The following is a 22,929-nucleotide window of genomic DNA, read 5'->3' as shown; positions in this document are numbered from 1 at the left end:
GTTAGAACTCCAATCCGCTCTCACGCGCGGCTTCCGCCAGCGCCTTGACGCGACCATGGTAGAGGAAGCCACCGCGGTCGAAGACGACCTGGGTGATGCCGGCGGCCTTGGCGGCCTCGGCAACGCGCTTGCCCACTTCCTGCGCCGCGGCGATCGTGGCGCCGGTCTGGCCACGCACGTCCTTCTCGAGCGTGGAGGCCGAGGCGACGGTGCGACCAGCGGCGTCGTCGATCACCTGGGCATAGATGTGCTTGCCCGAGCGATGGATCGACAGACGAGGACGGCCACCGGCCCGCGCACGCAGCGCGGTACGGTTGCGGCGACGACGCTTTTCGAAAAGCGAAAGACCCTTGGTGCTGATCACTTCTTCTTCCCTTCCTTGCGGAAGATGAATTCGCCATCGTACTTGATGCCCTTGCCCTTATAGGGCTCCGGCTTGCGCCAACGGCGGATTTCCGCGGCCACCTGGCCGACCTTCTGCTTGTCGATGCCCGAGATCTCGACCGTGGTCTGATCCGGCGTCTTGATCTCGATTCCCTCGGGAATGTCGAAGTTGACGTCGTGCGAATAGCCGAGCTGCAGCTTCAGGACCTTGCCCTGCGACGCAGCGCGGTAGCCCACGCCGGTGATCAGCAGCTTCTTGGTGAAGCCGGTGGTCACGCCGGTGACGAGGTTCTGCACCAGGGTACGCTGCATGCCCCAGAAGGCACGCGCGCGCTTGGTCTCGTTCGCCGGCTGCACCGAGATGCCGCCGTCGGTGAGCTCGTACTTGATGTCGTCCGCGAGCGGCATGGTGAGGGTGCCCTTGGGCCCCTTCACCGAGATCTGCCCGCCGTCGATGTTCGCGGTCACGCCCGCAGGGACGGGAACCGGCTTCTTACCGATGCGGCTCATCAGAACACCTCCGCCAGCACTTCGCCGCCGACATTCTGTTCGCGCGCTTCGGCGTCGGACAGAACGCCGCGAGGCGTCGAGACGATCGTGATGCCGAGGCCGTTGCGGACGCGCGGAAGCTCCTGCGAACCCGAATAGACACGGCGGCCGGGCTTCGAGATGCGCGCGACGTGCTTGATCGCCGGCTGACCCTCGAAATACTTCAGCTCGATGCGGATGCCGGCCGCGGGGCCCATCTGCTCTTCGCTGTAGCCACGGATATAGCCCTCGCGCTGAAGCACGTCGAGGACACGGACACGCAACTTCGACGCAGGCGTGAGGACGGAGTCCTTGCGCGCGCGCTGACCGTTGCGGATGCGGGTGAGCATGTCACCCAGGGGATCGGTCACTGCCATCTTGCGTGTCCTTTACCAGCTCGACTTCGTGACACCCGGGATCAGGCCCTTGTTGGCCAGATCGCGCAGCATGACACGTGCGAGACGGAACTTGCGGTAATAAGCGCGGGGACGACCCGTCAGCTCACACCGGTTGCGAATGCGGGTCGGGTTCCCGTTGCGGGGAATCTCGGCCATCTTGAGCCGTGCGATGAGACGCTCGGTCTCATCCAGGCTTTCGTCGTTCGCAATCGCCTTGAGCTTCGCGTACTTGCCGGCGTACTTCTTCACCAGCTGCTTGCGACGCTCGTTCTTGTTGATCGAACTCAGTTTCGCCATGACTTAAGTTCTTCCTTCCTTACGCCGCCTGCTTCGTTTCGCCGTCCGCCTGCGGGAACGGGAAACCGAAGAGACGGAGAAGCTCGCGAGCCTCGTCATCCGTCTTGGCAGTGGTGGTAACGATCACGTCCATGCCGCGCACCTTGTCGATGCGGTCATAGTTGATTTCGGGGAACACGAGCTGTTCCTTCAGGCCGCAGGCATAGTTGCCACGGCCGTCGAACGACTTCGGGTTCAGGCCGCGGAAGTCGCGGACGCGCGGGAGCGCGATCGTGATGAAACGATCGAGGAACTCGTACATGCGCTCGCGACGAAGGGTCACCTTCGCACCGATCGGCATGCCTTCACGCAGCTTGAACTGCGCGATCGACTTCTTCGCCTTGGTCACGACGGGCTTCTGGCCGGCGATCAGTTCCATTTCAGAAGCGGCCTGCTCGACCTTCTTCTTGTCCTGGGTGGCTTCGCCAACGCCCATGTTCAGCACGATCTTTTCGATGCGCGGAATTTCCATGACGTTCTTGTAGCCGAACTTCTCGGTCATCGCCTTGACGATCTGCTCGTCATAGAGCTTGCGCAGGCGGGGCGTGTACTTGTCAGCCATTGATGACCTCCCCGGTCTTGACGGCGACGCGAACCTTCTTGCCGTCGCGTTCTTCGAAGCGGACGCGCGTGGGCTTGCCGTCGGCGGTCACGTGCGCGACCTTCGAGACATGCAGCGGCGCTTCGATGCGCACCAGGCCACCCTGGGGGTCGCCCTGGGTCGGCTTCTTGTGGCGAACGGCGATGTTCACGCCGGAAACGACGACCTTGTCGTCCTTCGGCAGCGACTTGACGACCTCACCGGTCTTGCCCTTGTCCTTGCCGGACAGGACAACGACCTTGTCGCCCTTCTTGATCTTGGCAGCAGCCATCACAGCACCTCGGGGGCGAGCGAAATGATCTTCATGAAGCCCTTCGAGCGGAGCTCGCGGACCACCGGGCCAAAGATACGGGTGCCGATCGGCTCCTCGTTCTTGTTGACCAGCACGGCCGCGTTCCCGTCGAAACGGATCACCGAGCCGTCGGTGCGGCGGATGTCCTTCGCCGTGCGGACGATAACCGCGCGGTGGACGTCGCCCTTCTTAACCTTGCCGCGGGGGGCGGCTTCCTTGATGCTGACGACGATAACGTCGCCCACGCCGGCAAAGCGACGCTTCGACCCGCCCAGCACCTTGATGCACTGCACCCGCTTCGCGCCGCTGTTGTCAGCGACGTCGAGATTGGACTGCATCTGGATCATCGATCCGGTTCCTTCTCGTTTGGCCTGCCGGGACGCGCCCGGTGGTTCCGTTTCTAATGCGTCACCCCGGCCTTCCGGCCGGGGCACCAAAGCGGCGGCCTATGACCGCAACTTGAGTTCTCCGCAAGAGCGGAGATGACGATTATGCGTCGACCGTGTTCGGCGTCGCGTGGGTGTCAACCCGCCCGATCACCTTCCAGGTCTTCAGCTTGGAGATCGGCGCAGTCTCTTCGATGCGCACGGTCTCGCCGGCCTTGTACTCATTCGCCTCGTCATGGGCGTGGTACTTCTTCGAGCGGCGGATGATCTTCCCGTAGAGCGGGTGCTTCACCTTACGCTCCACGAGAACCACCACGGTCTTGTCGCCCTTATCCGAGACGATGTTCCCGGTCAGCACGCGCTTCGGCATGGTCTCGGTCCTCTTACTTGGCAGTCGAGCGCGAGCGCTCGTTCTGCAGCGTCTTGATACGGGCAATGTCGCGACGCACTTCCCGCACGCGGGTCGGCTTCTCGAGCTGGCTGGTGGCGGCCTGGAAGCGCAGGTTGAACTGCTCGCGCTTCAGGTTGCCCAGCTGCTCGGCGAGCTGGTCGTCGGTGTTGGCCCGAAAGTCGGTAGCCTTGGTCATTTCTATCAGCCCTCCAGGTGCGTCGTGTCGCCGAGGCGGGCGACGACCTTGGTCTTGATCGGCAGCTTCATCGCTGCGCGCTCGAACGCTTCCGCGGCGAGCGGGCCGGGAACGCCGTCCAGCTCGAACAGGATGCGGCCCGGCTTGACGCGGGCGACCCAGAATTCCGGCGAACCCTTACCCGAGCCCATGCGGACTTCGGCCGGCTTCGACGAAACGGGAACATCCGGGAAGATGCGGATCCAGAGACGACCCTGACGCTTGATGTGACGCGTGATCGCGCGGCGAGCCGCCTCGATCTGGCGCGCGGTGATCCGCTCGGGCTCCATCGCCTTGAGGCCATAGGAGCCGAAGTTGAGCGCCGTGCCACCCTTGGCTTCGCCATGGATGCGGCCCTTGAAGGCCTTACGGAACTTGGTGCGCTTCGGTTGCAGCATTGTTCTGTCCTAGTCCTTAGCGGCGATGATCGTCGCGCGACGGGCGCACGCCCGAGGTCTGTGCCTCGAGGTTCAGCCGGTCCTGCGCCATCGGATCGTGACCGAGGATTTCGCCCTTGAAGATCCAGACCTTCACGCCGCACACGCCGTACGCGGTGTGGGCTTCGGCCTCGGCATAGTCGACGTTCGCGCGCAGCGTGTGCAGCGGAACGCGGCCTTCACGGTACCATTCGGTGCGAGCGATTTCCGCGCCGCCCAGACGGCCGGCGCAGGTGATACGAATGCCCTCGGCGCCGAGACGAAGTGCCGACTGCACCGCGCGCTTCATCGCACGACGGAACGCGATACGGCGCTCCAGCTGGTCCGCCACGCCCTGCGCGACGAGCTTCGCATCGACTTCCGGCTTGCGGATCTCGACGATGTTGAGCGAGACGTCGGACGAGGTCATCGCGCCGAGCGTCTTGCGCAGCTTCTCGATGTCCGCGCCCTTCTTGCCGATGATCACGCCGGGACGCGCCGCGAAGATCGAGATGCGGCACAGCTTGGCCGGACGCTCGATGACCACCTTCGAGATCGCGGCCTGCGGCAGCGTCTTGAGGATGAACTTGCGGATCTTGAGGTCCTCCAGCAGCAGACGGCCATAGTCATGGCCTTCCGCGAACCAGCGGCTGTCCCAGGTGCGGTTGATCTGCAGGCGCAGACCGATGGGATTGCTCTTCTGACCCATTATGCTTCTTCCTGCTCGCGCACGACGATGCGCAGACGGCTGAACGGCTTCAGGATGCGGGTGGACTTGCCACGGCCGCGCGTCGCGAAGCGCTTCATCGTGATCGACTTGCCGACCGAGGCCTCGGCGACGACGAGCGCGTCGACGTCGAGGTTGTGGTTGTTCTCGGCGTTGGCGATGGCCGAAGCCAGCACCTTGCGCGCGTCGACCGCCATCGCCTTCTTCGAGAAGGCGAGGATGTTCATCGCTTCAGCCGCGGTGCGACCACGGATGAGACCGGCGACCAGGTTCAGCTTCTGGGCCGAACCACGGATCTGGGTGGCGACGGCAAGGGCTTCCTTGTCGCCGACCTTGCGGGGGGCTGCCTGCTTGCTCATTAGCGCTTACCCTTCTTGTCCGCGGCGTGGCCGGGGAAGAAACGGGTCGGCGCGAACTCGCCGAGCTTCATGCCGACCATTTCCTCGTTGACCGAGACCGGGACGAACTTGCGGCCGTTGTAGACGTTGAACGTCAGGCCAACGAACTGCGGCAGGATCGTCGAACGACGCGACCAGGTCTTGATCGGACCAGCGCGCGTGCCCTGATCCTGGGCGGCTTCTGCCTTCTTGAGAAGGTGCAGGTCCACGAACGGACCCTTCCATACGGAGCGAGCCATCTATCAGCCCTTCTTCTTCGCGTGACGCGAACGGATGATCATCTTGTCCGTCGCCTTGTTGTGGCGGGTGCGCGCACCCTTGGTCGGCTTGCCCCACGGGGTAACCGGGTGACGGCCGCCCGAGGTACGGCCTTCACCACCGCCGTGCGGGTGGTCGACCGGGTTCTTCGCGACACCGCGGGTGAGCGGACGCGCCCCCTGCCAGCGGCTGCGACCGGCCTTACCGAAGTTCTGGTTCTGGTTGTCGGGGTTCGACACCGCACCCACCGTCGCCATGCAGGCGGCGTGGATGTAGCGCTGCTCACCCGAGCCCAGACGCACGATCACCATGCCGCGGTCACGACCGACGACCTGGACGTACGCACCGGCAGAGCGGGCGATCTGACCGCCCTTGCCCGGCTTCATCTCCACATTGTGGACGATGGTGCCGACCGGCATCTGGCCCAGCTCCATGGCGTTGCCCGGCTTCACGTCGGTCTTCTTGCCCGCGATCACCTTGTCGCCGACAGCGAGACGCTGCGGAGCGATGATGTAGGCCAGACGATCCTTGCCGGCTTCGTCGGCGCCGTAGTTGATAAGCGCGATGAAGGCGGTGCGGTTCGGGTCATACTCGATCCGCTCGACGGTGCCTTCGACGTCCCACAGGCGACGCTTGAAATCGACGATGCGATAGCGCTGCTTGTGACCGCCGCCGATGCCACGCGAGGTGACATGGCCCTTGTTGTTGCGGCCGCCGGTCTTCGTCTTGCCTTCGGTCAGCGCCTTGACGGGGCGACCCTTGAAGAGCTGCGAGCGGTCGATCAGGATCAGCCCGCGGACGCCCGGCGACGTCGGATTGTAATTCTTAAGCGCCATGGTCTCAGATCCCCGTGGTCACGTCGATCTGTTCGCCCTGGGCGAGCGTCACGACCGCTTTCTTAAAGTCCGAACGGCGGTAGGGCGCGCCCTTCCACTTCTTGGTCTTGCCCTTCTGGACGAGGGTGTTCACGCCGGTGACCTTGACGTTGAACAGCGCCTCGACGGCAGCCTTGATCTCCGGCTTGGTCGCGTCGTTGGCGACCTTGAAGACCACGGCGTTCGCCTCGGAGACGAGCGTCGACTTTTCGGTGATGTGCGGGGCGAGCACCACGTCGTAGTGACGGATGTCGACCGGCTTGGACTGCTTAGCCATTGAAGCGCGCCTCCAGCTTCTCGACGGCAGCGCGGGTCAGGACCAGCGTGTCGCTCTTCAGGATGTCGTAGACGTTGGCGCCGATCGCCGGCAGCACGTCCACCTGGTGCAGGTTGCCTGCCGCCAGCGCGAAGGTGGTTTCGATGGTGTCGCCATCGATCACCAGGGCCTTCTTGCCGAAGCCCAGCTTCTCGAGGTTGCCGGCCAGAACCTTGGTCTTGCCATTCTCGACGACCAGGCTGTCCATGACGATCAGCGAACCCGCCTTGGCGTGGCTCGACAGCGCCATCTTCAGGCCCAGCGCGCGGATCTTCTTGTTCAGCGACGGATTGAAGTCGCGAACACGAGCACCGTGCGCCTTACCACCGCCGATGAACACCGGCGCGCGGCGATCGCCGTGACGTGCGGTACCACCGCCCTTCTGGCGGCCCCACTTCTTGCCCGAACGCGCAACGTCCGAACGCTCGCGGGTGCCGCGGGCAGTGCCGCGACGCTTCTCGAGCTGCCAGGTGACGACGCGGTGCAGGATGTCGGCGCGCGGATCGAGACCGAAGATCTCGTCGTTGAGCTCGATATCGCCCTTCTCGGCGGCGTCGAGGGTTTGAACCTTGACCTTCACTTAGCCCTCCTGGCCTTCGGTGGCTTCCGGAGCGGCCACGGCGGGCGCTTCGGCGGGAGCCTCGTTGCTGTTCGCGACGGTCTTCAGACCGGCGGGGTACGGCGCTTCGGCGTGACGGGCGACCTTGACGGCGTCCTTCACGATCAGCCAGCCGCCCTTCGAGCCCGGAACCGAACCCTTGACGAAGATCAGGCCGCGCTCGGCATCGGTGCCGACCACTTCCAGATTCTGCTGGGTGCGATTGCGGTCGCCCATGTGACCGGCCATCTTCTTGTTCTTGAAGACGCGACCCGGATCCTGGCGGTTACCGGTCGAACCGTGCGAACGGTGCGAGACGGAAACGCCGTGGGTGGCGCGCAGACCGCCGAAACCCCAACGCTTCATGGCGCCGGCAAAACCCTTACCCTGGGTACGGCCCGACACGTCGACCAGCTGGCCTGCGACGAAATGGTCGGCCGAGATCTCGGCACCCACGTCCAGCAGACCATCTTCCTCGACGCGAAATTCGCAGAGGATCGCCTTCGGCTCGACTTCGGCCTTGCCGAAGTGGCCGCGCTGCGGCTTGGCGACGTTCTTGGCCTTCGCCGTGCCGGCGCCGACCTGAACGGCCACATAGCCATCCTTTTCGGTGGTGCGCTGCGCGACCACCTGGACGCCTTCCAGTGCCAGAACGGTCACCGGCACGTGCCGGCCGTCGTCCTGGAACAGGCGGGTCATCCCCATCTTCTTCGCGATAACGCCAGTGCGCATCGGCCTGTTGCTCCTATTACAGAGGCACCCCCGGGACCATTCCCGCGGGTGCGTGTTCAACCCTGCATGTTTTACTGCGAAGCCCCCGTCCGGGCTGAACCTCCACCTTGCGGTGGAAGAGACGGGGGACGCAGGCCCGGCCACTCGAAAGCCGCCGGCGGTATCCCTTGTCGCTGCGAGCCTGGTCGGCCCGCCATTCCTTGCGTTGGATCGGGAAACGATCCGGTCGAGGAGGATGGCGACTCCAGCGAAGGAGCCGCGAATCTCGAGGAAGCGGCGCCTTTACGTCAGCTACGCTTCCATGTCCACCGCATTAAAGGGTGAACGCCAAAAGCCCCCGCGAAGCGCGGGGGCCGGAGCCGGCTCAGGCCAGCTTGATCTCGACGTCGACGCCGGCAGCCAGGTCGAGCTTCATGAGCGCGTCCACGGTCTGCGGGGTCGGCTGAACGATGTCGAGCATGCGCTTGTAGGTGCGCGTCTCGAACTGCTCGCGCGACTTCTTATCGATGTGCGGGCCACGGTTGACCGTGAACTTGTCGATGTGAGTCGGGAGCGGGATGGGGCCACGGATGAGGGCGCCGGTACGGCGGGCGGTGTCGGCAATGTCGCCGGCAGCCTGATCGAGCACGCGGTGATCGAACGCCTTGAGGCGAATGCGGATATTCTGCGTTTCCATGGTCCTACCGATGCGAAAGAGCGGGGCAACGCACCCAATGCCACGCCGGGGAAAGCCCCGGCCCCTGCCCTGTCCGCTGCGAGAGCGAGGTGGGCGAGCGCCGGTTGGTCCGGGGTGGCGGCTGGATGGCCGCCTCTTGCTGTTGAACTCTAAAACCGAAGGGCGCGCCAATAACGGCCCTTCCATAAAAAGGCAACCGCCCGACACTCATTTTTGAGTGCCGGGCGGAACCTTTTTTGCAGTCACCTGCGGGCCAAGGCCCGCAAATGCTTACTTGTCGATCGAGGCAACCACGCCCGCGCCGACGGTACGACCGCCTTCACGGATGGTGAAGCGCTGGCCGACGTCCATAGCGATCGGCGCGATCAGCTTAACGCCGAGCGCGATGTTGTCGCCCGGCATCACCATCTCGGTGCCCTCGGGCAGCTCGACGGTGCCGGTCACGTCCGTGGTACGGAAGTAGAACTGCGGACGATAGTTCGCGAAGAACGGCGTGTGACGGCCGCCCTCGTCCTTCGACAGGACGTACACTTCCGACTTGAACTCGGTGTGCGGCTTGATCGAGCCCGGCTTCGCCAGAACCTGACCACGCTCTACCTCGTCGCGAGCGACGCCGCGCAGCAGCGCACCGACGTTGTCGCCGGCCTGGCCCTGGTCGAGCAGCTTGCGGAACATTTCGACGCCCGTGACGGTGGTCTTGCGGGTGTCGTGGATGCCGACGATCTCGACTTCCTCACCAACCTTGATGATGCCGGTTTCGACACGGCCGGTCACCACGGTGCCGCGACCCGAGATCGAGAACACGTCTTCGATCGGCATCATGAACGGCTTGTCGAGCGGACGCTCCGGCTCCGGGATCGACTCGTCGACAGCGGCCATGAGCGCCAGGATGGCGTCCTTGCCCAGCTTGTCGTCGGTGCCGTTGAGAGCGGCGGTCGCCGAACCACGGATGATCGGAATGTTGTCGCCGTCGAACTCACGCTTGGAGAGCTCTTCACGGATTTCCATTTCGACCAGCTCGAGGATTTCCTCGTCGTCGACCAGGTCGCACTTGTTGAGGAACACGACCATGGTCGGCACGCCGACCTGACGGGCGAGCAGGATGTGCTCCTTGGTCTGCGGCATCGGACCGTCGGTCGCTGCCACCACCAGGATCGCGCCGTCCATCTGCGCCGCGCCGGTGATCATGTTCTTCACGTAGTCGGCGTGACCCGGGCAGTCGACGTGCGCGTAGTGACGGCTGTTCGTCTCATACTCGACGTGCGCGGTCGAGATGGTGATGCCGCGCTCGCGCTCTTCCGGAGCCTTGTCGATGTTCGCGAAATCGACCGCTGCGTTGCCCGCAACGTTCTCCGCCAGGATCTTCGTGATCGCAGCCGTCAGCGACGTCTTGCCATGGTCGACGTGACCGATGGTGCCGATGTTGAGGTGCGGTTTGCTCCGATCGAACTTTGCCTTCGCCATTGTCTTCCTACCTTCTGATTCAATTTCCCGTGCCGCCATGGGGACTCGCGAGAACGCGGCCCCATAGCGGCTGTTTTCCGATTACGCCAGCTTTGCCTTCACTTCGTCGGCGACGTTGGCGGGCACCTCGTCATAGTGCGAGAACTGCATCGTGTACTGCGCACGGCCCTGGGTGAACGAGCGGAGCGCGTTCACGTAACCGAACATGTTCGCCAGCGGCACCATGGCAGTGACGGCCTGCGCGTTACCGCGGGTGTCCGTGCCCTGGATCTGGCCACGACGGCTGTTCATGTCGCCGATGACGTCGCCCAGATAGTCTTCCGGAGTGACGACTTCGACCTTCATGATCGGCTCGAGCAGCTTGATGCCGGACTTCTGCGCCGCTTCGCGCATCGCTGCACGGGCGGTGATTTCGAACGCCAGCGCCGACGAGTCGACGTCGTGGTACGCACCGTCATACAGCAGCACTTCGAAGTCGATGATCGGGAAGCCGACCAGCGAGCCCGTAGCTGCCGTCTCGCGGAAGCCCTTTTCGATCGCGGGGATATATTCCTTCGGAATGTTACCGCCCTTGATCTCGTCCTTGAAGACGATGCCCGAACCGCGCTCGCCCGGCGTCAGCTTGACCTTGACGCGACCGAACTGGCCGGTGCCGCCCGACTGCTTCTTGTGCGTGTAGTCGATGTCGACCGGCTTCGCGAGATATTCGCGATACGCCACCTGCGGCGCGCCGACATTCGCCTCGACCTTGAACTCGCGCTTCATGCGGTCGACCAGGATCTCGAGATGGAGCTCGCCCATGCCCTTGATGATGGTCTGGCCGCTCTCCGAGTCGGACGAGACGCGGAACGACGGGTCCTCGCGGGCAAGACGATTGAGCGCGACGCCCATCTTTTCCTGGTCCGCCTTGGTCTTCGGCTCCACCGACAGCTCGATCACGGGCTCGGGGAACTCCATCCGCTCGAGGATGATCGGGGCGTTCTGCGCGCAGAGCGTGTCACCGGTCGTGGTATCCTTGAGGCCGGCGAGTGCGACGATGTCGCCCGCATAGGCTTCCTGGATGTCCTCACGGCTGTTCGCATGCATGAGGAGCATGCGGCCGACCTTTTCCTTCTTGTCCTTCACCGAGTTCATCACGGTGGTGGCCGCTTCGAGCTTGCCCGAATAGATGCGCGCGAAGGTCAGGGTACCGACGAACGGGTCGTTCATGATCTTGAACGCCAGCGCCGCGAACGGCTCGGTGTCCGAGGACGGACGCTCGTCCGGCGTCTCGCCGTCGAGCTTGACGCCCTTGATCGCCGGAACGTCGAGCGGGCTCGGCAGATAGTCGATCACGGCGTCGAGCAGGGGCTGCACGCCCTTGTTCTTGAACGCCGAGCCGCAGATCACCGGCACGAACGCCATCTCCAGCGTGCCCTTGCGGATCAGACGCTTGAGGTCGGCGACGCTCGGCTCGTTGCCCTCGAGATAGGCTTCCATCAGCGCGTCATCGAGCTCGACGGCCATCTCGATCAGATCGCTGCGATACTTCGCGGCCTTCTCGGCGAGATCCGCCGGGATTTCCTGATATTCGAACTTCGCGCCCAGGCTCTCTTCGAGCCAGATGATCGCGCGGTTCTCGACCAGGTCGACGAGGCCCTTGAAGCCGCCCTCGATGCCGATCGGGAGATACAGCACCGCCGGACGCGCGCCGAGGCGGTCGATGATCGAGTTCACGCAGAAATAGAAGTCTGCACCGGTGCGGTCGAGCTTGTTGACGAAGCACATGCGCGGCACGCCGTACTTGTCGGCCTGGCGCCACACGGTTTCCGACTGCGGCTCAACGCCGGCAACGCCGTCGAAGCACGCAACCGCACCGTCGAGCACGCGCAGCGAACGCTCGACTTCGATGGTGAAGTCGACGTGGCCGGGGGTGTCGATGATGTTGATGCGGTGCTCTTCGCCCTTGCCGTCCTGGGCGCGCCAGAAGCAGGTGGTAGCAGCGGACGTGATCGTGATCCCGCGCTCCTGCTCCTGCTCCATCCAGTCCATCGTCGCGGTGCCTTCGTGCACTTCGCCGATCTTGTAGGACTTGCCGGTGTAATAAAGGATACGCTCGGTCGTGGTCGTCTTACCGGCGTCGATATGGGCCATGATGCCGATGTTGCGGTAACGCTCGAGCGGATGGCTGCGGGCCATGATCGTGGTTTCCTTGAAAATTTGGGGAGCCGGACCGTCCGGCTCCCCAATATGTAGGGTCGAAAGTTACCAGCGGTAGTGGCTGAAGGCGCGGTTCGCTTCCGCCATGCGGTGCGTGTCTTCGCGCTTCTTCACCGCGTTGCCGCGGTTGTTCGCCGCATCCATCAGCTCGCCCGAGAGACGGGCGGCCATGGTGTGCTCGCTGCGGTTGCGGGCCGAGGCGATCAGCCAGCGGATCGCGAGCGCCTGCGCACGCTCCGGACGAACTTCGACCGGAACCTGGTAGGTCGCACCGCCGACGCGGCGGCTGCGGACTTCGATGCCGGGCTTCACGTTGTTCAGCGCGTCATGGAAGACGCCGATCGGCTCGCGCTTGGCGCGCTGCTCGACGGTCTGGAGGGCGCCATAGACGATCGCTTCCGCGACTGCCTTCTTGCCGTCCAGCATGACCGAATTCATGAACTTCGACAGAACCTGATCCCCATAGACGGGATCGGGCAGGATTTCCCGCTTTTCGGGACGACGACGACGTGCCATCTCACTAATTCCTTCTGATCTTCAGCCGATCCGGAACACGTCCGGGGCTTACTATGGCCTGATTACTTCGGACGCTTCGCGCCGTACTTCGAACGGCTCTGCTTGCGATCCTTGACGCCCTGCGTATCCAGCACGCCGCGAAGGACGTGGTAGCGGACGCCGGGAAGATCGCGGACACGGCCACCGCGGATGAGCACCACCGAGTGCTCCTGCAGGTTGTGGCCTTCGCCCGGGATGTAGCTGATGACTTCGCGGCTGTTGGTCAGACGGACCTTGGCCACCTTGCGAAGTGCCGAGTTCGGCTTCTTCGGGGTCGTCGTGTACACGCGGGTGCAGACGCCGCGCTTCTGCGGGTTCTGTTCCATCGCAGGGACCTTGCTCTTGGCCTTCTGCGGTTCGCGGCCCTTGCGGACCAGCTGGTTAATCGTCGGCATGAAGCCCTTCACCTTTCAGATGGTTACTTTGCTGGAGCCCTGTTGGACAGAATACGAAAAAGCCCCGAAGGCCTCAGCCCCCCGGGCGATTGCGTCTCCAGCAACGTTCAGCTCTTTGTACCCAAGGCAGGACTCGCCCTACCCGGAACCGGGCGGCCTATACCGATGCGGGGCGATCCGGTCAACAGCGGCGGCGGCCGGCACGCAGCGCACGCCCTGTCCCCTTCCGGGGCTGCCGCGCGGGTGTGGCTGTGCTACCCAAGCCCTGCGGATTCGTACAGCAACGGGGTGGGACCAGGCATGTTCAACGGCAACCGTCACCGCGAGGCGCACACTGGTGCGCCCGGCGCAGCCCAGCCGGGCGCGCGCCGCGGCCAGTTCTCGGTATTGGGTGCGGATATCACGATCACCGGCGATCTCACCGCCACGTCCGATCTGCATATCGACGGCCGGATCGAAGGCGATGTCCGCTGCGGCAGCCTGGTGCAGGGGCCCGACAGCCAGATCTTCGGTCGAGTCGAGGCCGACGACGCCCGGCTCGCGGGGGCGGTGGAAGGTTCGGTACGCGCCCGCCAGCTCACCATCGAACGTACCGCACGGATCACCGGCGATGTCGAATACGAGACCATCATGGTGGAACAGGGCGGCCATATCGACGGCCGCCTGAAGCACCTGGGAACGGACGCCGCCGCATCGGCAGCGCCCGTCCTGATCGAAGCGAGCGGCGAGGCGGCCTGAACCCGCCCCGCCGGGCGCTCACATGCCCTTGATCATGTCGTAGTGCTTGGACACCACGTCCTGCACCTCGCCGGCGAAGTCGCGAAGCGACGGAACGTCGCCTTTTGCTGGGCGAACTTGCCGGCCGCGACCTCATAAGCGTCGCTGACGGCCATGGTGTTGGCGAAATCCTGTCCCGACATTGCCACCGCGGCCGTCGAGTTGCCGTCCATCCCGTTCATCCCGGCCATGTTGTCGGCCGGCGCCTCGGTTGCGGGAAGATTGGTGACCATGTCGCCATTGTCTGCCGCGGGGGTCGTGGTGTTGCTGCCACAGGCGGCAAGCGCGAAGATCGGGACGACGCCCAGGATCAACAGATGCTTCTTCTTCATACGAACCTCCTCGTTCCTGGAAGCGTCGAACGCCCGGTCTCTGCTGGCGCTCCGAAAAGGCGCGTTCATATTCATGATTTCTTTACCTCCTCTTCCAGACGAAGGCTGCTTTTTGTTAGCTGCGGCCGGGCAGCCGGGAATAGGGTGCAGGCGCTTTGCTGCTTGCGGTCCATCGCAAGAATGCGGCAGCGCAACGTGAATGCTGCAACGCGCAAAAGTTTGTAACTTCTAGATAATTTCCCGTTCGCATTCGCCACCTACCTCGCTTGCTCCCCCGACCAGAGGAGCACTGCCCCATGTCTACCGAAGAACGCAGCCGCCGACGCGAACGCCTGCGAAGCTCGATCGCCCTTCTGCTGTTTGGCCTCGGCACCCTCGCCTTCCTGATCGCGATCGATCGCCCCGAATGGTTCCACCTGCGGCCGGCGAGCGGCACTGCGGCCGCCATGTCGCATGCGGCCGCGCCGGCCCCGGCTCGGAACGACGGGTGATCGGAGCCGAAAGGTTCTTCGCGCGTATTGAGCGGCCATGATCGTTACCTCCGCTCCCCGTACCAAGCAGATCCTCCGCGAAGTGTGGCGCCCGCTGGCGCTGCTCTTCGTGTGGGACGTGGTCGTCACCGTCGTCTATTTCGTGCTGCCGTTCCGCGCACCCTCGCTGCCGCTGACCTTGTTCGGATCGGTGCTGGCGCTGTTCCTCGGCTTCCGCAGCAACTCCGCCTATCAGCGCTGGTGGGAAGGCCGCGGGCTGTGGGGTCTGATGATCAACGCCAGCCGGAACCTCGCGCGGGCAGCGCGCAATTTCCTGCCCGACGGCGAAGCGGTGGACCTAAAGCGTACCATCGTGCTGCGCCAGATCGCCTATGTGCATGCGCTGCGCTGCCAGTTGCGGCGCCAGTCGCCCGACCAGGAGGTGCTGCGCTTCCTGTCGCGCGGAGAAGCGGACTTCGCGCTTGCCCGGACCAACGTTGCCAACGGCATCGTCGACGGTACCGGCCGGCGGATCGAGTTGGCGCGATCAAAGGGCTGGATCGATACGATCCAGCAAAGCTCGATGGAGCGCGTGCTCATCGATATCGCCAACGCCCAGGGCGGCATGGAGCGGCTGAAGAACACCCCCCTGCCCGTCCAGTACCGGTTGGTGCCGACGCTGTTCACCCATATCTTCTGCGTGCTGCTGCCGATCGGGCTGGTCGAGACTCTGGGCGTGGCAACGCCGCTGGGCTCCACCGTGGCGGGACTGATGTTCCTTGCCGCACTGGCGATCGGCGACGACCTTGTCGACCCCTTCGCCAACACGGTGCACGACCTGCCGCTGAACGCGATGTGCCGGACCATCGAGATCGACCTGCTCCAGTCGATCGGCGATCCGGCGCCCGATCCGGCAGCGCCCGACAAACAAGGCGTCTTGTGGTAAGTGCGCGACGGCTTGCGGCCACCCGCCGCTTCCCGTTAAAGGCGGCCGCGTAACGGGTGCCTTTCCTGCACGGAAAGGTGAAAAGGGAACTCGGTTCAAGTCCGAGGCTGCCCCCGCAACTGTAGCCGGTGAGCCGGCATGCCAATCTGCCACTGGAGCCCGCGCGCTTCCGGGAAGGCGGCATGCCTGCGATGACCCGGGAGCCAGGAGACCTGCCCGTTACGGTCGATTCCTTCACGCGGGCGGGGTGCACCGGGTGATCGGGGCTGAAATCCCCGTGTGAGCGACACCAAACCATGCGGGGAGCCGATGCTCCCCCATCTTCGGGTGTCTGATCCAGATGCGTTTCACAAAGCTACCTCTCGTCGCCACCGCCGCGCTCGCACCGCTGGTGGCGCATGCCCAGAGCGATGACGCGCAGATTATCGTCGTCGCCAGCGGTGTGGCACAGCGTGCCGATACCGTCGGCCGCTCGGTAACCGTCATCGACCGCGAAGAGATCGAGCAGCGCCAGACGGTCGCGCTCTCCGATCTGCTCGCCACCACCCCCGGCATCACCGTCGTCCGCAACGGCGGCCTCGGCACCGCCACCGCGCTCAGCATCCGCGGCGCCCAGAGCGACCAGACGCTGGTGCTGATCGACGGCATCCGGGTGAACGATCCCTCTGCCACCGGCGGCGCCTACAACTTCGCCAGCCTGCTTGCCGGTTCGGTCGAGCGGGTCGAGGTGCTGCGCGGGCCGAACTCGGTGATCTGGGGCAGCCAGGCGATCGGCGGCGTGGTCAACATCACCACGCTTCAGGGCAGCCAGGGGTTCCACGTCCGCGCCAACGCCGAGGGCGGGTCGTTCGGCACGGCCAATGCAAACGCCTCGATCGCCGGCGGCAACGATCGGGTGACCGCAGGGCTTACCGCCGGCTACCTGACCACCGACGGCATTTCGGCCGCGGCGAACGGCAAGGAGGCGGACGGCTATCGCCAGGCCGGCGCCACCGGCAATGTGCAGGTGCAACTGGCCCCCGGCCTCGCACTCGACCTGCGCGGCTATTTCGCCGACAGCAAGGTTGACCTCGACGGCTATGCCCCGCCCACCTATGCTTTCGGCGACACCGGCGAATATGCCAAGACCCAGGAGATCTACGGCTATGCCGGCCTGCGGAACGAGGCCTTTGGCGGGGCGCTGCACAGTCGGCTGGGCTTCACCCTCTCCGACATTACCCGCGACGGCTACAATGCCGACGACAGTATCGCCTATCGCTATCGCGGCCGCGCCGAGCGCTACAGCTATCAGGGCGACGCGACGCTGGCCAAGCAGCTCCGCCTGGTCTTCGGCGCCGAGCATGAGGAAAGCCGCATCCGCTATGACGAGGGCTTCGGCAGCGCCGGGCGCAAGTCGGTCGGCATCACCAGCATCTATGGCCAGGCGATCCTCACGCCGATCGAGCCGGTGACGGTGACCGGCGGCGTACGCAATGACGATCACGATCAGTTCGGCGGCCACTGGACCTGGAATGCCGACGTCGCCGTGCGTGCCACCGCCAGCACCTTGCTCCACGCCAGCTATGGCGAGGGGTTCAAGGCGCCGACGCTCTACCAGCTCTACAGCGCCTATGGCTTTACCGGCCTTCAGCCCGAGACGGCCAAGAACTACGAAGCCGGCGCGCGCCAGATGCTGGCGGGCGGCAAGGTGGCGCTGGGCGTAACCTGGTTCCACCGCGATGCGGACAACCAGATCGACTATAACTTCGCGACCTCCACCTATTACAACCTCACCAAGACCCGCGCCGAGGGGGTGGAGCTGGAGGGTGTGCTGCAGCCGGTGACGGCGCTGACCGTGCGGGCCAGCGTCACCCATGTCTATGCCCAGAACCGCAGCGCCGATGCGCTCGGCAAGGACCTGCCGCGCCGCCCGCGAGACACCGGCAGCGTCTCGGCCGACTATCGCTTCCCCTTCGGGCTTGCGATCGGCGGCACGGTGACGATGGTGGGTGACAGCTTCAACGACGCCGGCAACCGCACCGGCATCGACGGCTACGCCCTTGCCGGCGTACGCGCGGAGATGCCGGTGGCGAAATCGCTGTCCGTCTATGGCCGCATCGATAATATCGGCGACGTGCGCTACCAGCAGATCACCGGCTACGGCACCTATGGCCGCGCTGCCTATGCCGGCGTGCGGGTGCGATTCCAGTGATGCGCGGCGCCGCGCTGCTCGCCTGCCTGGGGCTCGCGGGCTGCGCGGCGCCTCCGGCCGCCGGGGGCGGGGGCATCGTGTCGATGAACCCGTGCGCGGATGCGATCCTGGTCGAGTTGGTACCGCCCGCGCGGATCGCCGCGATCAGCCATTATTCGCGACGCGCCGATTCCACCTCGATCCCGCTGGAGGTTGCGATGCGCTTTCGCGGCAACAACGGCACCGCGGAAGAGGTGATCGGGATGCGGCCCGATCTGGTGATCGCCAGCAGCTTCACCCCGCCCTCGACCCGCGAGGCCTTTGCCCGCGCCGGCCTGAAGGTGTTGTACCTCGGCATTCCCCCCTCCATCGCCGAAAGCAAGGCGCAGGTGACCGAGCTCGCGACCGCGGTAGGCGCGGCGCCCAGGGGCGCGGCGCTCAATGCCCGGATCGACGCCGCGGTCGCCGCCGCCCGCTGGAACGGCCGCCCGGCCCCTGCCCTGCTGTGGATCGGCGGCAACCTGGCGACGGGAGGGCAGACACTGCTCGACGACCTGATGACCCATGCCGGCTTCGCCAACCAGGCGGCGCATTATGGCCTTACCCACACGGCACAGCTGCCGATGGAACGGGTGATCGCCGATCCGCCCCGGGTGATGCTGGTGCCGGAACACGCCGCGCACGACAGCGACTCGCGTGCCGCCGCGTTGCGCAAGCGCGCCATCGCCGAAACGGGTCTGCCCGTGACCCAGGCCGAATTTCCGCGCCAGCTGGTCAATTGCGGCGGCCCGGTCATCCCCAAGGCGCTCGCCCGCCTCGCCGCCATCCGCCGGAGTGTTCGATGAGTCGCCTTGCCCTCAACCTCGGCCTCGCCCTGCTGGTGGCGCTGCTGTTCGCCGGCTCGCTGATGGCAGGCAAGTTCTGGGTGCCCTTCTCCGCCTGGTTCAGCCACGACCCGCGCTGGTGGATCATTGCCGAGCTGCGCCTGCCCCGCGCGATACTAGGCCTGGCCATCGGCGCGGCGCTGGGGCTGTCCGGCGCGGTGCTGCAGGGCTTCCTGCGCAATCCGCTGGCCGATCCGGCGGTGGTCGGCGTCTCCTCCAGCGCAGCGCTGGGCGCGGTCGCCTCGATCGTGCTGCTCGGGAGCAGCGCGCCGCTGGTGCTGTTCGGCTGCGCGATGATGGCGGCGTGTGGCTCGATGCTGCTGCTCGCCACCCTCGCCTGGCGGGCGGAGAGCGCGGTCGCCTTCATCCTGGCGGGATCGGTGCTCGCCAGCCTGGGCGGCGCGCTGACCAGCTTCCTGATCTCGATCTCGCCCAATCCCTATGCCACCGCCGAGATCCTCGACTGGATCATGGGTGCGCTTACCGACCGCAGCTATGCCGAGGTGCAGCTGGCGGTACCGTTCATCGCGATCGGCTGCGCGGTGCTGTTCGCCACCGGCCGGGCGCTCGACGCCCTCACCCTGGGCGAGGCCGCCGCCCGCTCGCTGGGCCTGCGGCTGGAGCGGACCCAGCTGCTGGTCGTGCTCGGAACCGGGCTGGCGGTCGGCGCCAGCGTCGCAGTGACGGGCGTGGTCGGCTTTGTCGGCCTGATCGTGCCCCATCTGCTCCGCCCGCTCACCGGCGCGCGACCCTCTGCCCTGCTTCTGCCGAGCGCACTCGGCGGCGCGGCGCTGCTGCTGGCGGCGGACAGCCTGGTGCGGTTGTCGCCGGGGGCGAGCGAGATCCGGCTCGGCGTCGCGATGGCGCTGCTCGGCACGCCCTTCTTCTTCGTGCTGCTCCTCAAGCTACGGCGGTCGACATGGAACTGAGCGCCTCTGATCTGTCCGTAAGCCTCGGCAAGCGCCGCGTCCTGCATGGCATCAACGCGGTGCTGCGGCCCGGCAAGGTCACCGCGATCCTTGGTCCCAACGGCTCCGGCAAGTCGACGCTGGTGCGCACACTTGCCGGTCTGCTCACGCCCGACGCGGGCAGGGTGACGCTGGGCGGCACACCGCTCGCCCGGCTCGACCCGCGCGAGCGCGCCCGGCGCATGGGCTATCTGCCGCAGGAAGCGACGGTGCACTGGGACGTGGGCGTGGCAGACCTGGTGGCGCTCGGCCGCCTGCCCCACCGCGCGCCTTTTGCCGGACTTTCCACCGAGGATCATGCTGCGATCGACTCTGCGATCGAGGCGACCGGCGTCCGGTCGCTGGCCGGCCGGCTCGTCACCCAGCTCTCCGGCGGCGAGCGTGCCCGGGTGCTGTTGGCCCGCGTGCTGGCCGGGGAGCCGCAGTGGCTGCTGGCCGACGAGCCGCTGGCGAGCCTCGATCCGGTCCACCAGCTCGACCTGCTCGATCGGCTCCGCGCGCTGGCCGCGGGTGGCATGGGCGTGGTGATCGTGCTGCACGACCTGGTGCAGGCCGCCCGCGCCGCCGACGACGTGCTGCTGCTCCGCGAGGGCCGGCCGGTGGCGGTCGGTCCGGCCGCGACGACGCTCGCCCACCAGCCGCTGCGCGAGGCGTTCGGCGTGGAAGTGATGGTGATCGGCGACGATCAGGGCAGGCTGCTGCCGGTGCCGATCGGGCGCGTGAAACCGGCCTAGAGCGTTTTCACCTTGGGCGAAGACGCCCTAGGTTTTCGATTGCCGCATTTTCCGAGTCGTTGACCGTAAACGGTCAACTTGAAAATGCTCTAGGCGCCCAGCACCTCGACGAGGGTCTGCACCTTCTTCTGCCGCCACTGCGGCAGCGGCGCGACCAGCCAATAGCCGAGTCGCGAGGCCCTGGGTTCTCCGATCACCGCCACGCGCCCGCTCTCGATGTCCGCCCGCGCCAAAAGTTCAGGCACGGTCGCCCGGCCCAGCCCCTGTGCCGCCGCGTCGATCGCCAGGCCGGCATCGGCCACGCGGACCAGCGATCCGGCATCCTCCGCCATGCAGCCGGGCCAGGAGATGCGCACGTCGATGCCGCCGCCGGGGCGCTCGATCATGACCATCCCGTCGCTTTCGAGCGCCTCGCCCTCATGCTCGCCCGGCCCCTCGCCCCAGCGGATCGCGAGATCGAGATTGGCCTCGGTAAAGTCGAGGGCGTCGTCGGCGGGGACCAGCACGAATCGCAGGTCGGGATCGGCGCGGGCAATGTCCGACAGGCGCGGCATCAGCCATTTGGCGGTAAGGTCACGCGGCGCGGCGATGGTGAGCGACTTGGAGGATTGCCCCGCCTGCATCGCCCGCACCGCTTCCTCGAACTGGAGAAAGCCGTTGCGCAGCGCGGTAAGCCCGCTCTCGGCCTCGGGGGTGAGCTCCAGCCCCTTGGTGGTGCGCCGGAACAGCACGACGCCGAGGGTATCCTCCAGCGCGCGGATCTGCTGGCCGACTGCGGCGGGGGTCACCGCCAGCTCGTCCGCCGCGCGGGTGAAGGACAGATGGCGCGCGGCGGCATCGAGCACGCGCATGCCGTTCAGGGGGAGATGGGTACGCTTCATTGTTCCCCCGCCACCGCCGGCGCGATCAGGGCGAAGCGCGGAATGGTCACGTCGAATGCCGATCCGTCCTCGGCGATCATGTGGTAGGTGCCCTGCATGGATCCGCTCGGCGTCGAGAGCGGGCAGCCCGAGACATAGTCGAAGCTCCCGCCCGGCATGATCATCGGCTGTTCGCCGACCACGCCTTCGCCCTCCACCGTGTGGCGCAGCCCGCGCCCATCGGTGATGATCCAGTGGCGGGTGAGCAGTTGCACGGTCACCGGCCCCTCATTCTCGATGCGGATGTGATAGGCCCAGAACCAGCGGCCGCGATGCGGCTCCGACTGTTCGGGCAGATACGACACCGACACGCGGACGACCACGCCGCGCGTCGTCGCCTCGTCGGTGAAGAGCGCCTTCACAGCCCGGCGCCTCGCAGTGCCTGGTCGAGATCCGCGATCAGGTCGTCTGCGTCCTCGAGGCCGACATTGATGCGGATCATGCCCTCGGTGACGCCCATCTCCAGCCGCTTCTCCTCGGCGAGGCCGGAATGGGTGGTGGAGGACGGGTGAGTCATCAGCGAGCGCGAGTCCCCGATGTTGTTCGAGATATCGATCAGCTCCAGGCCGTCGAGCAGCGCATGGGCCTGTTCGCGGCCGCCATCCACCTCGAAGCTGAAGATCGGGCCGGCGGCTGCCATCTGGCGCATGAACAGGGCGTGCTGCGGATGGCTGGGCAGCGCGGGGAAGTTCACCCGCGGCACCCGTTCCTCAAGGAAGCTGCCGACCTTGAGCGCATTCTCGCTCTGGCGGCGGATGCGCAGGTCGAGCGTCTCGAGGCCCTTCAGCACCACCCAGGCGTTGAACGCGCTGAGCGTCGGGCCGGTGTTGCGGGTGAAGGGCAGCAGCGTGTTGGTGATGAAATCCTCGGACCCGCACACCGCGCCGGCCAGCACGCGGCCCTGCCCGTCCATCATCTTGGTGGCGGAATAGGCGACGACGTCCGCGCCGAACTCCATCGGCCGCTGGAGGGCGGGGGTCGCGAAGGCGTTGTCGACCACCGTGACGATGCCGTGCTTCCGGGCGATCGCGCAGACCGCTGCCAGGTCCACCACATCCATCGTCGGATTGGCGGGGGTCTCGAAGAAGAAGATCTTGGTGTTCGGGCGGATCGCATCCACGAACTGCTGCGGATCGCGCGCGTCGATCGTCGTCGTGGTCACGCCGAAGCGCGGCAACAGGCTGTCGGTCAGCCAGCGGCACGAGCCGAAGGCGGCGCGGCCCTGGACGATATGGTCGCCCTGGCTGACCTGGCAGAGGAGCGCGGCGGTCATCGCCGCCATGCCGGTGGCCATGGTGCGGCAGGCCTCAGCGCCTTCGAGCAGGGCGATGCGCTGCTCCAGCATCTCCACCGTCGGGTTCTGGAGGCGCGAATAGGTCATGCCGACCTGCTCGCCGGCGAAACGCGCGGCGGCATCGCCCGCGCAATCATAGGCATAGCCCGAGGTGAGGAACAGCGCCTCGCTGGTCTCGCCGAACTCGGAGCGCGCGGTACCGCCGCGCACCGCCTGAGTCGCGGGCTTCCAGTTACGGGTGACGCTGGGATCCTGTCCGGTACGACGCTTCATG

33 protein-coding genes and 1 riboswitch are annotated in these 22,929 nt (G+C 65.9%); of the genes, 7 read left to right on the top strand and 26 right to left on the bottom strand.

The window, feature by feature from the left end; genetic code table 11:
* Position 1 precedes the first annotated feature (1 nt).
* From rplR to rpsL, 22 genes are all read right to left on the bottom strand, one after another.
* Positions 2-361: a 50S ribosomal protein L18 gene (gene rplR, locus KK7_RS0116405; RefSeq protein ID WP_029623362.1), complete on the bottom strand. Its 360-nt coding sequence runs from the start codon at positions 359-361 to the stop codon at positions 2-4.
* Positions 361-894, bottom strand: a complete 534-nt coding sequence (gene rplF, locus KK7_RS0116400; protein ID WP_010545735.1) for a 50S ribosomal protein L6 — start codon at positions 892-894, stop codon at positions 361-363. The genes rplR and rplF overlap by 1 nt, the downstream gene beginning before the upstream one ends.
* A complete protein-coding gene (gene rpsH, locus KK7_RS0116395; RefSeq protein ID WP_010545734.1) occupies positions 894-1,289 on the bottom strand; it encodes a 30S ribosomal protein S8 in 396 nt (131 codons plus the stop codon). Before rpsH ends, rplF begins: the two co-directional genes overlap by 1 nt.
* Before the next feature lie 12 nt (positions 1,290-1,301).
* Positions 1,302-1,607, bottom strand: coding sequence for a 30S ribosomal protein S14 (rpsN, locus tag KK7_RS0116390; protein WP_010545733.1), 306 nt, complete (start codon positions 1,605-1,607; stop codon positions 1,302-1,304).
* Between the two features lie 19 nt (positions 1,608-1,626).
* Positions 1,627-2,208, bottom strand: a complete 582-nt coding sequence (gene rplE, locus KK7_RS0116385; protein WP_010545732.1) for a 50S ribosomal protein L5 — start codon at positions 2,206-2,208, stop codon at positions 1,627-1,629.
* Complete coding sequence (gene rplX, locus KK7_RS0116380) at positions 2,201-2,518, bottom strand: 50S ribosomal protein L24 (RefSeq protein ID WP_010545731.1); 318 nt, start codon at positions 2,516-2,518, stop codon at positions 2,201-2,203. Before rplX ends, rplE begins: the two co-directional genes overlap by 8 nt.
* Positions 2,518-2,886 (bottom strand): 50S ribosomal protein L14, encoded by a 369-nt coding sequence (gene rplN, locus KK7_RS0116375; RefSeq protein ID WP_010545730.1) that lies wholly within the window; start codon positions 2,884-2,886, stop codon positions 2,518-2,520. Before rplN ends, rplX begins: the two co-directional genes overlap by 1 nt.
* Before the next feature lie 142 nt (positions 2,887-3,028).
* Positions 3,029-3,295 carry a 30S ribosomal protein S17 gene (rpsQ, locus tag KK7_RS0116370; RefSeq protein WP_010545729.1) on the bottom strand — a complete coding sequence of 89 codons (267 nt, stop codon included), beginning with the start codon at positions 3,293-3,295 and terminating at the stop codon, positions 3,029-3,031.
* A 13-nt stretch (positions 3,296-3,308) separates the two neighbouring features.
* The gene (rpmC, locus tag KK7_RS0116365) at positions 3,309-3,512 is read right to left on the bottom strand and encodes a 50S ribosomal protein L29 (RefSeq protein ID WP_010545728.1); all 204 of its coding nucleotides are present in this window, start codon (positions 3,510-3,512) and stop codon (positions 3,309-3,311) included.
* Positions 3,513-3,517: 5 nt separating this feature from the next.
* The gene (gene rplP, locus KK7_RS0116360; protein ID WP_010545727.1) at positions 3,518-3,949 is read right to left on the bottom strand and encodes a 50S ribosomal protein L16; all 432 of its coding nucleotides are present in this window, start codon (positions 3,947-3,949) and stop codon (positions 3,518-3,520) included.
* A 16-nt stretch (positions 3,950-3,965) separates the two neighbouring features.
* On the bottom strand, positions 3,966-4,676 hold the full coding sequence (rpsC, locus tag KK7_RS0116355; RefSeq protein WP_010545726.1) for a 30S ribosomal protein S3: 711 nt from the start codon (positions 4,674-4,676) through the stop codon (positions 3,966-3,968).
* Complete coding sequence (rplV, locus tag KK7_RS0116350; protein WP_010545725.1) at positions 4,676-5,053, bottom strand: 50S ribosomal protein L22; 378 nt, start codon at positions 5,051-5,053, stop codon at positions 4,676-4,678. The genes rpsC and rplV overlap by 1 nt, the downstream gene beginning before the upstream one ends.
* Positions 5,053-5,331, bottom strand: coding sequence for a 30S ribosomal protein S19 (gene rpsS, locus KK7_RS0116345; protein WP_010545724.1), 279 nt, complete (start codon positions 5,329-5,331; stop codon positions 5,053-5,055). The genes rplV and rpsS overlap by 1 nt, the downstream gene beginning before the upstream one ends.
* 3 nt (positions 5,332-5,334) lie before the next feature.
* Positions 5,335-6,186, bottom strand: a complete 852-nt coding sequence (rplB, locus tag KK7_RS0116340; protein ID WP_010545723.1) for a 50S ribosomal protein L2 — start codon at positions 6,184-6,186, stop codon at positions 5,335-5,337.
* A gap of 4 nt (positions 6,187-6,190) precedes the next feature.
* A complete protein-coding gene (locus KK7_RS0116335; RefSeq protein ID WP_010545722.1) occupies positions 6,191-6,502 on the bottom strand; it encodes a 50S ribosomal protein L23 in 312 nt (103 codons plus the stop codon).
* Complete coding sequence (gene rplD / locus KK7_RS0116330) at positions 6,495-7,121, bottom strand: 50S ribosomal protein L4 (protein WP_010545721.1); 627 nt, start codon at positions 7,119-7,121, stop codon at positions 6,495-6,497. Before rplD ends, KK7_RS0116335 begins: the two co-directional genes overlap by 8 nt.
* Entirely contained in the window at positions 7,122-7,871 is a 750-nt protein-coding gene (gene rplC, locus KK7_RS0116325; RefSeq protein WP_010545720.1) for a 50S ribosomal protein L3, read from the bottom strand. It lies immediately after the preceding gene.
* A 364-nt stretch (positions 7,872-8,235) separates the two neighbouring features.
* Positions 8,236-8,547 carry a 30S ribosomal protein S10 gene (gene rpsJ / locus KK7_RS0116320; protein ID WP_010545719.1) on the bottom strand — a complete coding sequence of 104 codons (312 nt, stop codon included), beginning with the start codon at positions 8,545-8,547 and terminating at the stop codon, positions 8,236-8,238.
* A 270-nt stretch (positions 8,548-8,817) separates the two neighbouring features.
* Positions 8,818-10,011, bottom strand: coding sequence for an elongation factor Tu (tuf, locus tag KK7_RS0116315; protein WP_010545718.1), 1,194 nt, complete (start codon positions 10,009-10,011; stop codon positions 8,818-8,820).
* An 81-nt stretch (positions 10,012-10,092) separates the two neighbouring features.
* Positions 10,093-12,189, bottom strand: a complete 2,097-nt coding sequence (gene fusA / locus KK7_RS0116310) for an elongation factor G (RefSeq protein ID WP_010545717.1) — start codon at positions 12,187-12,189, stop codon at positions 10,093-10,095.
* A 66-nt stretch (positions 12,190-12,255) separates the two neighbouring features.
* The gene (gene rpsG, locus KK7_RS0116305) at positions 12,256-12,726 is read right to left on the bottom strand and encodes a 30S ribosomal protein S7 (RefSeq protein ID WP_010545716.1); all 471 of its coding nucleotides are present in this window, start codon (positions 12,724-12,726) and stop codon (positions 12,256-12,258) included.
* 62 nt (positions 12,727-12,788) lie between these two features.
* The gene (gene rpsL, locus KK7_RS0116300; RefSeq protein WP_010545715.1) at positions 12,789-13,160 is read right to left on the bottom strand and encodes a 30S ribosomal protein S12; all 372 of its coding nucleotides are present in this window, start codon (positions 13,158-13,160) and stop codon (positions 12,789-12,791) included.
* Positions 13,161-13,460: 300 nt separating this feature from the next.
* Between rpsL and KK7_RS0116295 the strand changes: the two genes are divergently transcribed.
* Entirely contained in the window at positions 13,461-13,898 is a 438-nt protein-coding gene (locus tag KK7_RS0116295; protein WP_010545714.1) for a bactofilin family protein, read from the top strand.
* Between the two features lie 32 nt (positions 13,899-13,930).
* Here the strand turns inward: KK7_RS0116295 and KK7_RS0116290 are convergent, their stop codons facing one another.
* Positions 13,931-14,269, bottom strand: coding sequence for a hypothetical protein (locus KK7_RS0116290; protein ID WP_138983986.1), 339 nt, complete (start codon positions 14,267-14,269; stop codon positions 13,931-13,933).
* Between the two features lie 296 nt (positions 14,270-14,565).
* On the opposite strand from KK7_RS0116290, the gene KK7_RS0116285 reads away from it, so the two are divergent.
* From KK7_RS0116285 to KK7_RS0116260, 6 genes are all read left to right on the top strand, one after another.
* The gene (locus tag KK7_RS0116285; protein WP_010545712.1) at positions 14,566-14,760 is read left to right on the top strand and encodes a hypothetical protein; all 195 of its coding nucleotides are present in this window, start codon (positions 14,566-14,568) and stop codon (positions 14,758-14,760) included.
* 37 nt (positions 14,761-14,797) lie between these two features.
* Positions 14,798-15,685, top strand: a complete 888-nt coding sequence (locus tag KK7_RS0116280; protein ID WP_010545711.1) for a bestrophin family protein — start codon at positions 14,798-14,800, stop codon at positions 15,683-15,685.
* Positions 15,686-15,722: 37 nt separating this feature from the next.
* A riboswitch (cobalamin riboswitch) is annotated at positions 15,723-15,919 on the top strand.
* A 106-nt stretch (positions 15,920-16,025) separates the two neighbouring features.
* Entirely contained in the window at positions 16,026-17,876 is a 1,851-nt protein-coding gene (locus KK7_RS0116275) for a TonB-dependent receptor plug domain-containing protein (protein WP_010545710.1), read from the top strand.
* Positions 17,876-18,700 carry an ABC transporter substrate-binding protein gene (locus tag KK7_RS0116270; RefSeq protein WP_010545709.1) on the top strand — a complete coding sequence of 275 codons (825 nt, stop codon included), beginning with the start codon at positions 17,876-17,878 and terminating at the stop codon, positions 18,698-18,700. Before KK7_RS0116275 ends, KK7_RS0116270 begins: the two co-directional genes overlap by 1 nt.
* Entirely contained in the window at positions 18,697-19,668 is a 972-nt protein-coding gene (locus tag KK7_RS0116265) for a FecCD family ABC transporter permease (protein WP_010545708.1), read from the top strand. Before KK7_RS0116270 ends, KK7_RS0116265 begins: the two co-directional genes overlap by 4 nt.
* The gene (locus KK7_RS0116260; RefSeq protein ID WP_010545707.1) at positions 19,659-20,441 is read left to right on the top strand and encodes an ABC transporter ATP-binding protein; all 783 of its coding nucleotides are present in this window, start codon (positions 19,659-19,661) and stop codon (positions 20,439-20,441) included. Before KK7_RS0116265 ends, KK7_RS0116260 begins: the two co-directional genes overlap by 10 nt.
* Before the next feature lie 89 nt (positions 20,442-20,530).
* On the opposite strand, the gene KK7_RS0116255 is transcribed toward KK7_RS0116260, so the two are convergent.
* Genes KK7_RS0116255 through KK7_RS0116245 form a run of 3 tightly spaced genes read right to left on the bottom strand, consistent with a single transcriptional unit; the run spans position 20,531 to position 22,928 of the window.
* Positions 20,531-21,322, bottom strand: coding sequence for a LysR family transcriptional regulator (locus KK7_RS0116255; RefSeq protein ID WP_010545706.1), 792 nt, complete (start codon positions 21,320-21,322; stop codon positions 20,531-20,533).
* Positions 21,319-21,723, bottom strand: coding sequence for a Co2+/Mg2+ efflux protein ApaG (gene apaG, locus KK7_RS0116250; protein WP_010545705.1), 405 nt, complete (start codon positions 21,721-21,723; stop codon positions 21,319-21,321). The genes KK7_RS0116255 and apaG overlap by 4 nt, the downstream gene beginning before the upstream one ends.
* Entirely contained in the window at positions 21,720-22,928 is a 1,209-nt protein-coding gene (locus KK7_RS0116245) for a trans-sulfuration enzyme family protein (RefSeq protein WP_010545704.1), read from the bottom strand. The genes apaG and KK7_RS0116245 overlap by 4 nt, the downstream gene beginning before the upstream one ends.
* Position 22,929 lies beyond the last annotated feature (1 nt).

The sequence above is a fragment of the Sphingomonas elodea ATCC 31461 genome, assembly GCF_000226955.1.
Taxonomy (GTDB): Bacteria; Pseudomonadota; Alphaproteobacteria; order Sphingomonadales; family Sphingomonadaceae; genus Sphingomonas; species Sphingomonas elodea.
The sequence above is the reverse complement of the archived record's forward strand: the minus strand, read 5'-3'. Positions and strand labels throughout refer to the sequence as shown.

What these genes read in the sequence shown, in the direction of transcription:
- rplF (WP_010545735.1), bottom strand. Translation starts at nt 894, where the DNA reads ATGAGCCGCATCGGTAAGAAGCCGGTTCCCGTCCCTGCGGGCGTGACC.
- rpsH (WP_010545734.1), bottom strand. Translation starts at nt 1,289, where the DNA reads ATGGCAGTGACCGATCCCCTGGGTGACATGCTCACCCGCATCCGCAAC.
- rpsN (WP_010545733.1), bottom strand. Translation starts at nt 1,607, where the DNA reads ATGGCGAAACTGAGTTCGATCAACAAGAACGAGCGTCGCAAGCAGCTG.
- rplE (WP_010545732.1), bottom strand. Translation starts at nt 2,208, where the DNA reads ATGGCTGACAAGTACACGCCCCGCCTGCGCAAGCTCTATGACGAGCAG.
- rplX (WP_010545731.1), bottom strand. Translation starts at nt 2,518, where the DNA reads ATGGCTGCTGCCAAGATCAAGAAGGGCGACAAGGTCGTTGTCCTGTCC.
- rplN (WP_010545730.1), bottom strand. Translation starts at nt 2,886, where the DNA reads ATGATCCAGATGCAGTCCAATCTCGACGTCGCTGACAACAGCGGCGCG.
- rpsQ (WP_010545729.1), bottom strand. Translation starts at nt 3,295, where the DNA reads ATGCCGAAGCGCGTGCTGACCGGGAACATCGTCTCGGATAAGGGCGAC.
- rpmC (WP_010545728.1), bottom strand. Translation starts at nt 3,512, where the DNA reads ATGACCAAGGCTACCGACTTTCGGGCCAACACCGACGACCAGCTCGCC.
- rplP (WP_010545727.1), bottom strand. Translation starts at nt 3,949, where the DNA reads ATGCTGCAACCGAAGCGCACCAAGTTCCGTAAGGCCTTCAAGGGCCGC.
- rpsC (WP_010545726.1), bottom strand. Translation starts at nt 4,676, where the DNA reads ATGGGTCAGAAGAGCAATCCCATCGGTCTGCGCCTGCAGATCAACCGC.
- rplV (WP_010545725.1), bottom strand. Translation starts at nt 5,053, where the DNA reads ATGAGCAAGCAGGCAGCCCCCCGCAAGGTCGGCGACAAGGAAGCCCTT.
- rpsS (WP_010545724.1), bottom strand. Translation starts at nt 5,331, where the DNA reads ATGGCTCGCTCCGTATGGAAGGGTCCGTTCGTGGACCTGCACCTTCTC.
- rplB (WP_010545723.1), bottom strand. Translation starts at nt 6,186, where the DNA reads ATGGCGCTTAAGAATTACAATCCGACGTCGCCGGGCGTCCGCGGGCTG.
- KK7_RS0116335 (WP_010545722.1), bottom strand. Translation starts at nt 6,502, where the DNA reads ATGGCTAAGCAGTCCAAGCCGGTCGACATCCGTCACTACGACGTGGTG.
- rplC (WP_010545720.1), bottom strand. Translation starts at nt 7,871, where the DNA reads ATGCGCACTGGCGTTATCGCGAAGAAGATGGGGATGACCCGCCTGTTC.
- rpsJ (WP_010545719.1), bottom strand. Translation starts at nt 8,547, where the DNA reads ATGGAAACGCAGAATATCCGCATTCGCCTCAAGGCGTTCGATCACCGC.
- tuf (WP_010545718.1), bottom strand. Translation starts at nt 10,011, where the DNA reads ATGGCGAAGGCAAAGTTCGATCGGAGCAAACCGCACCTCAACATCGGC.
- fusA (WP_010545717.1), bottom strand. Translation starts at nt 12,189, where the DNA reads ATGGCCCGCAGCCATCCGCTCGAGCGTTACCGCAACATCGGCATCATG.
- rpsG (WP_010545716.1), bottom strand. Translation starts at nt 12,726, where the DNA reads ATGGCACGTCGTCGTCGTCCCGAAAAGCGGGAAATCCTGCCCGATCCC.
- rpsL (WP_010545715.1), bottom strand. Translation starts at nt 13,160, where the DNA reads ATGCCGACGATTAACCAGCTGGTCCGCAAGGGCCGCGAACCGCAGAAG.
- KK7_RS0116295 (WP_010545714.1), top strand. Translation starts at nt 13,461, where the DNA reads ATGTTCAACGGCAACCGTCACCGCGAGGCGCACACTGGTGCGCCCGGC.
- KK7_RS0116290 (WP_138983986.1), bottom strand. Translation starts at nt 14,269, where the DNA reads ATGAAGAAGAAGCATCTGTTGATCCTGGGCGTCGTCCCGATCTTCGCG.
- KK7_RS0116285 (WP_010545712.1), top strand. Translation starts at nt 14,566, where the DNA reads ATGTCTACCGAAGAACGCAGCCGCCGACGCGAACGCCTGCGAAGCTCG.
- KK7_RS0116280 (WP_010545711.1), top strand. Translation starts at nt 14,798, where the DNA reads ATGATCGTTACCTCCGCTCCCCGTACCAAGCAGATCCTCCGCGAAGTG.
- KK7_RS0116275 (WP_010545710.1), top strand. Translation starts at nt 16,026, where the DNA reads ATGCGTTTCACAAAGCTACCTCTCGTCGCCACCGCCGCGCTCGCACCG.
- KK7_RS0116270 (WP_010545709.1), top strand. Translation starts at nt 17,876, where the DNA reads ATGCGCGGCGCCGCGCTGCTCGCCTGCCTGGGGCTCGCGGGCTGCGCG.
- KK7_RS0116265 (WP_010545708.1), top strand. Translation starts at nt 18,697, where the DNA reads ATGAGTCGCCTTGCCCTCAACCTCGGCCTCGCCCTGCTGGTGGCGCTG.
- KK7_RS0116260 (WP_010545707.1), top strand. Translation starts at nt 19,659, where the DNA reads ATGGAACTGAGCGCCTCTGATCTGTCCGTAAGCCTCGGCAAGCGCCGC.
- KK7_RS0116255 (WP_010545706.1), bottom strand. Translation starts at nt 21,322, where the DNA reads ATGAAGCGTACCCATCTCCCCCTGAACGGCATGCGCGTGCTCGATGCC.
- KK7_RS0116245 (WP_010545704.1), bottom strand. Translation starts at nt 22,928, where the DNA reads ATGAAGCGTCGTACCGGACAGGATCCCAGCGTCACCCGTAACTGGAAG.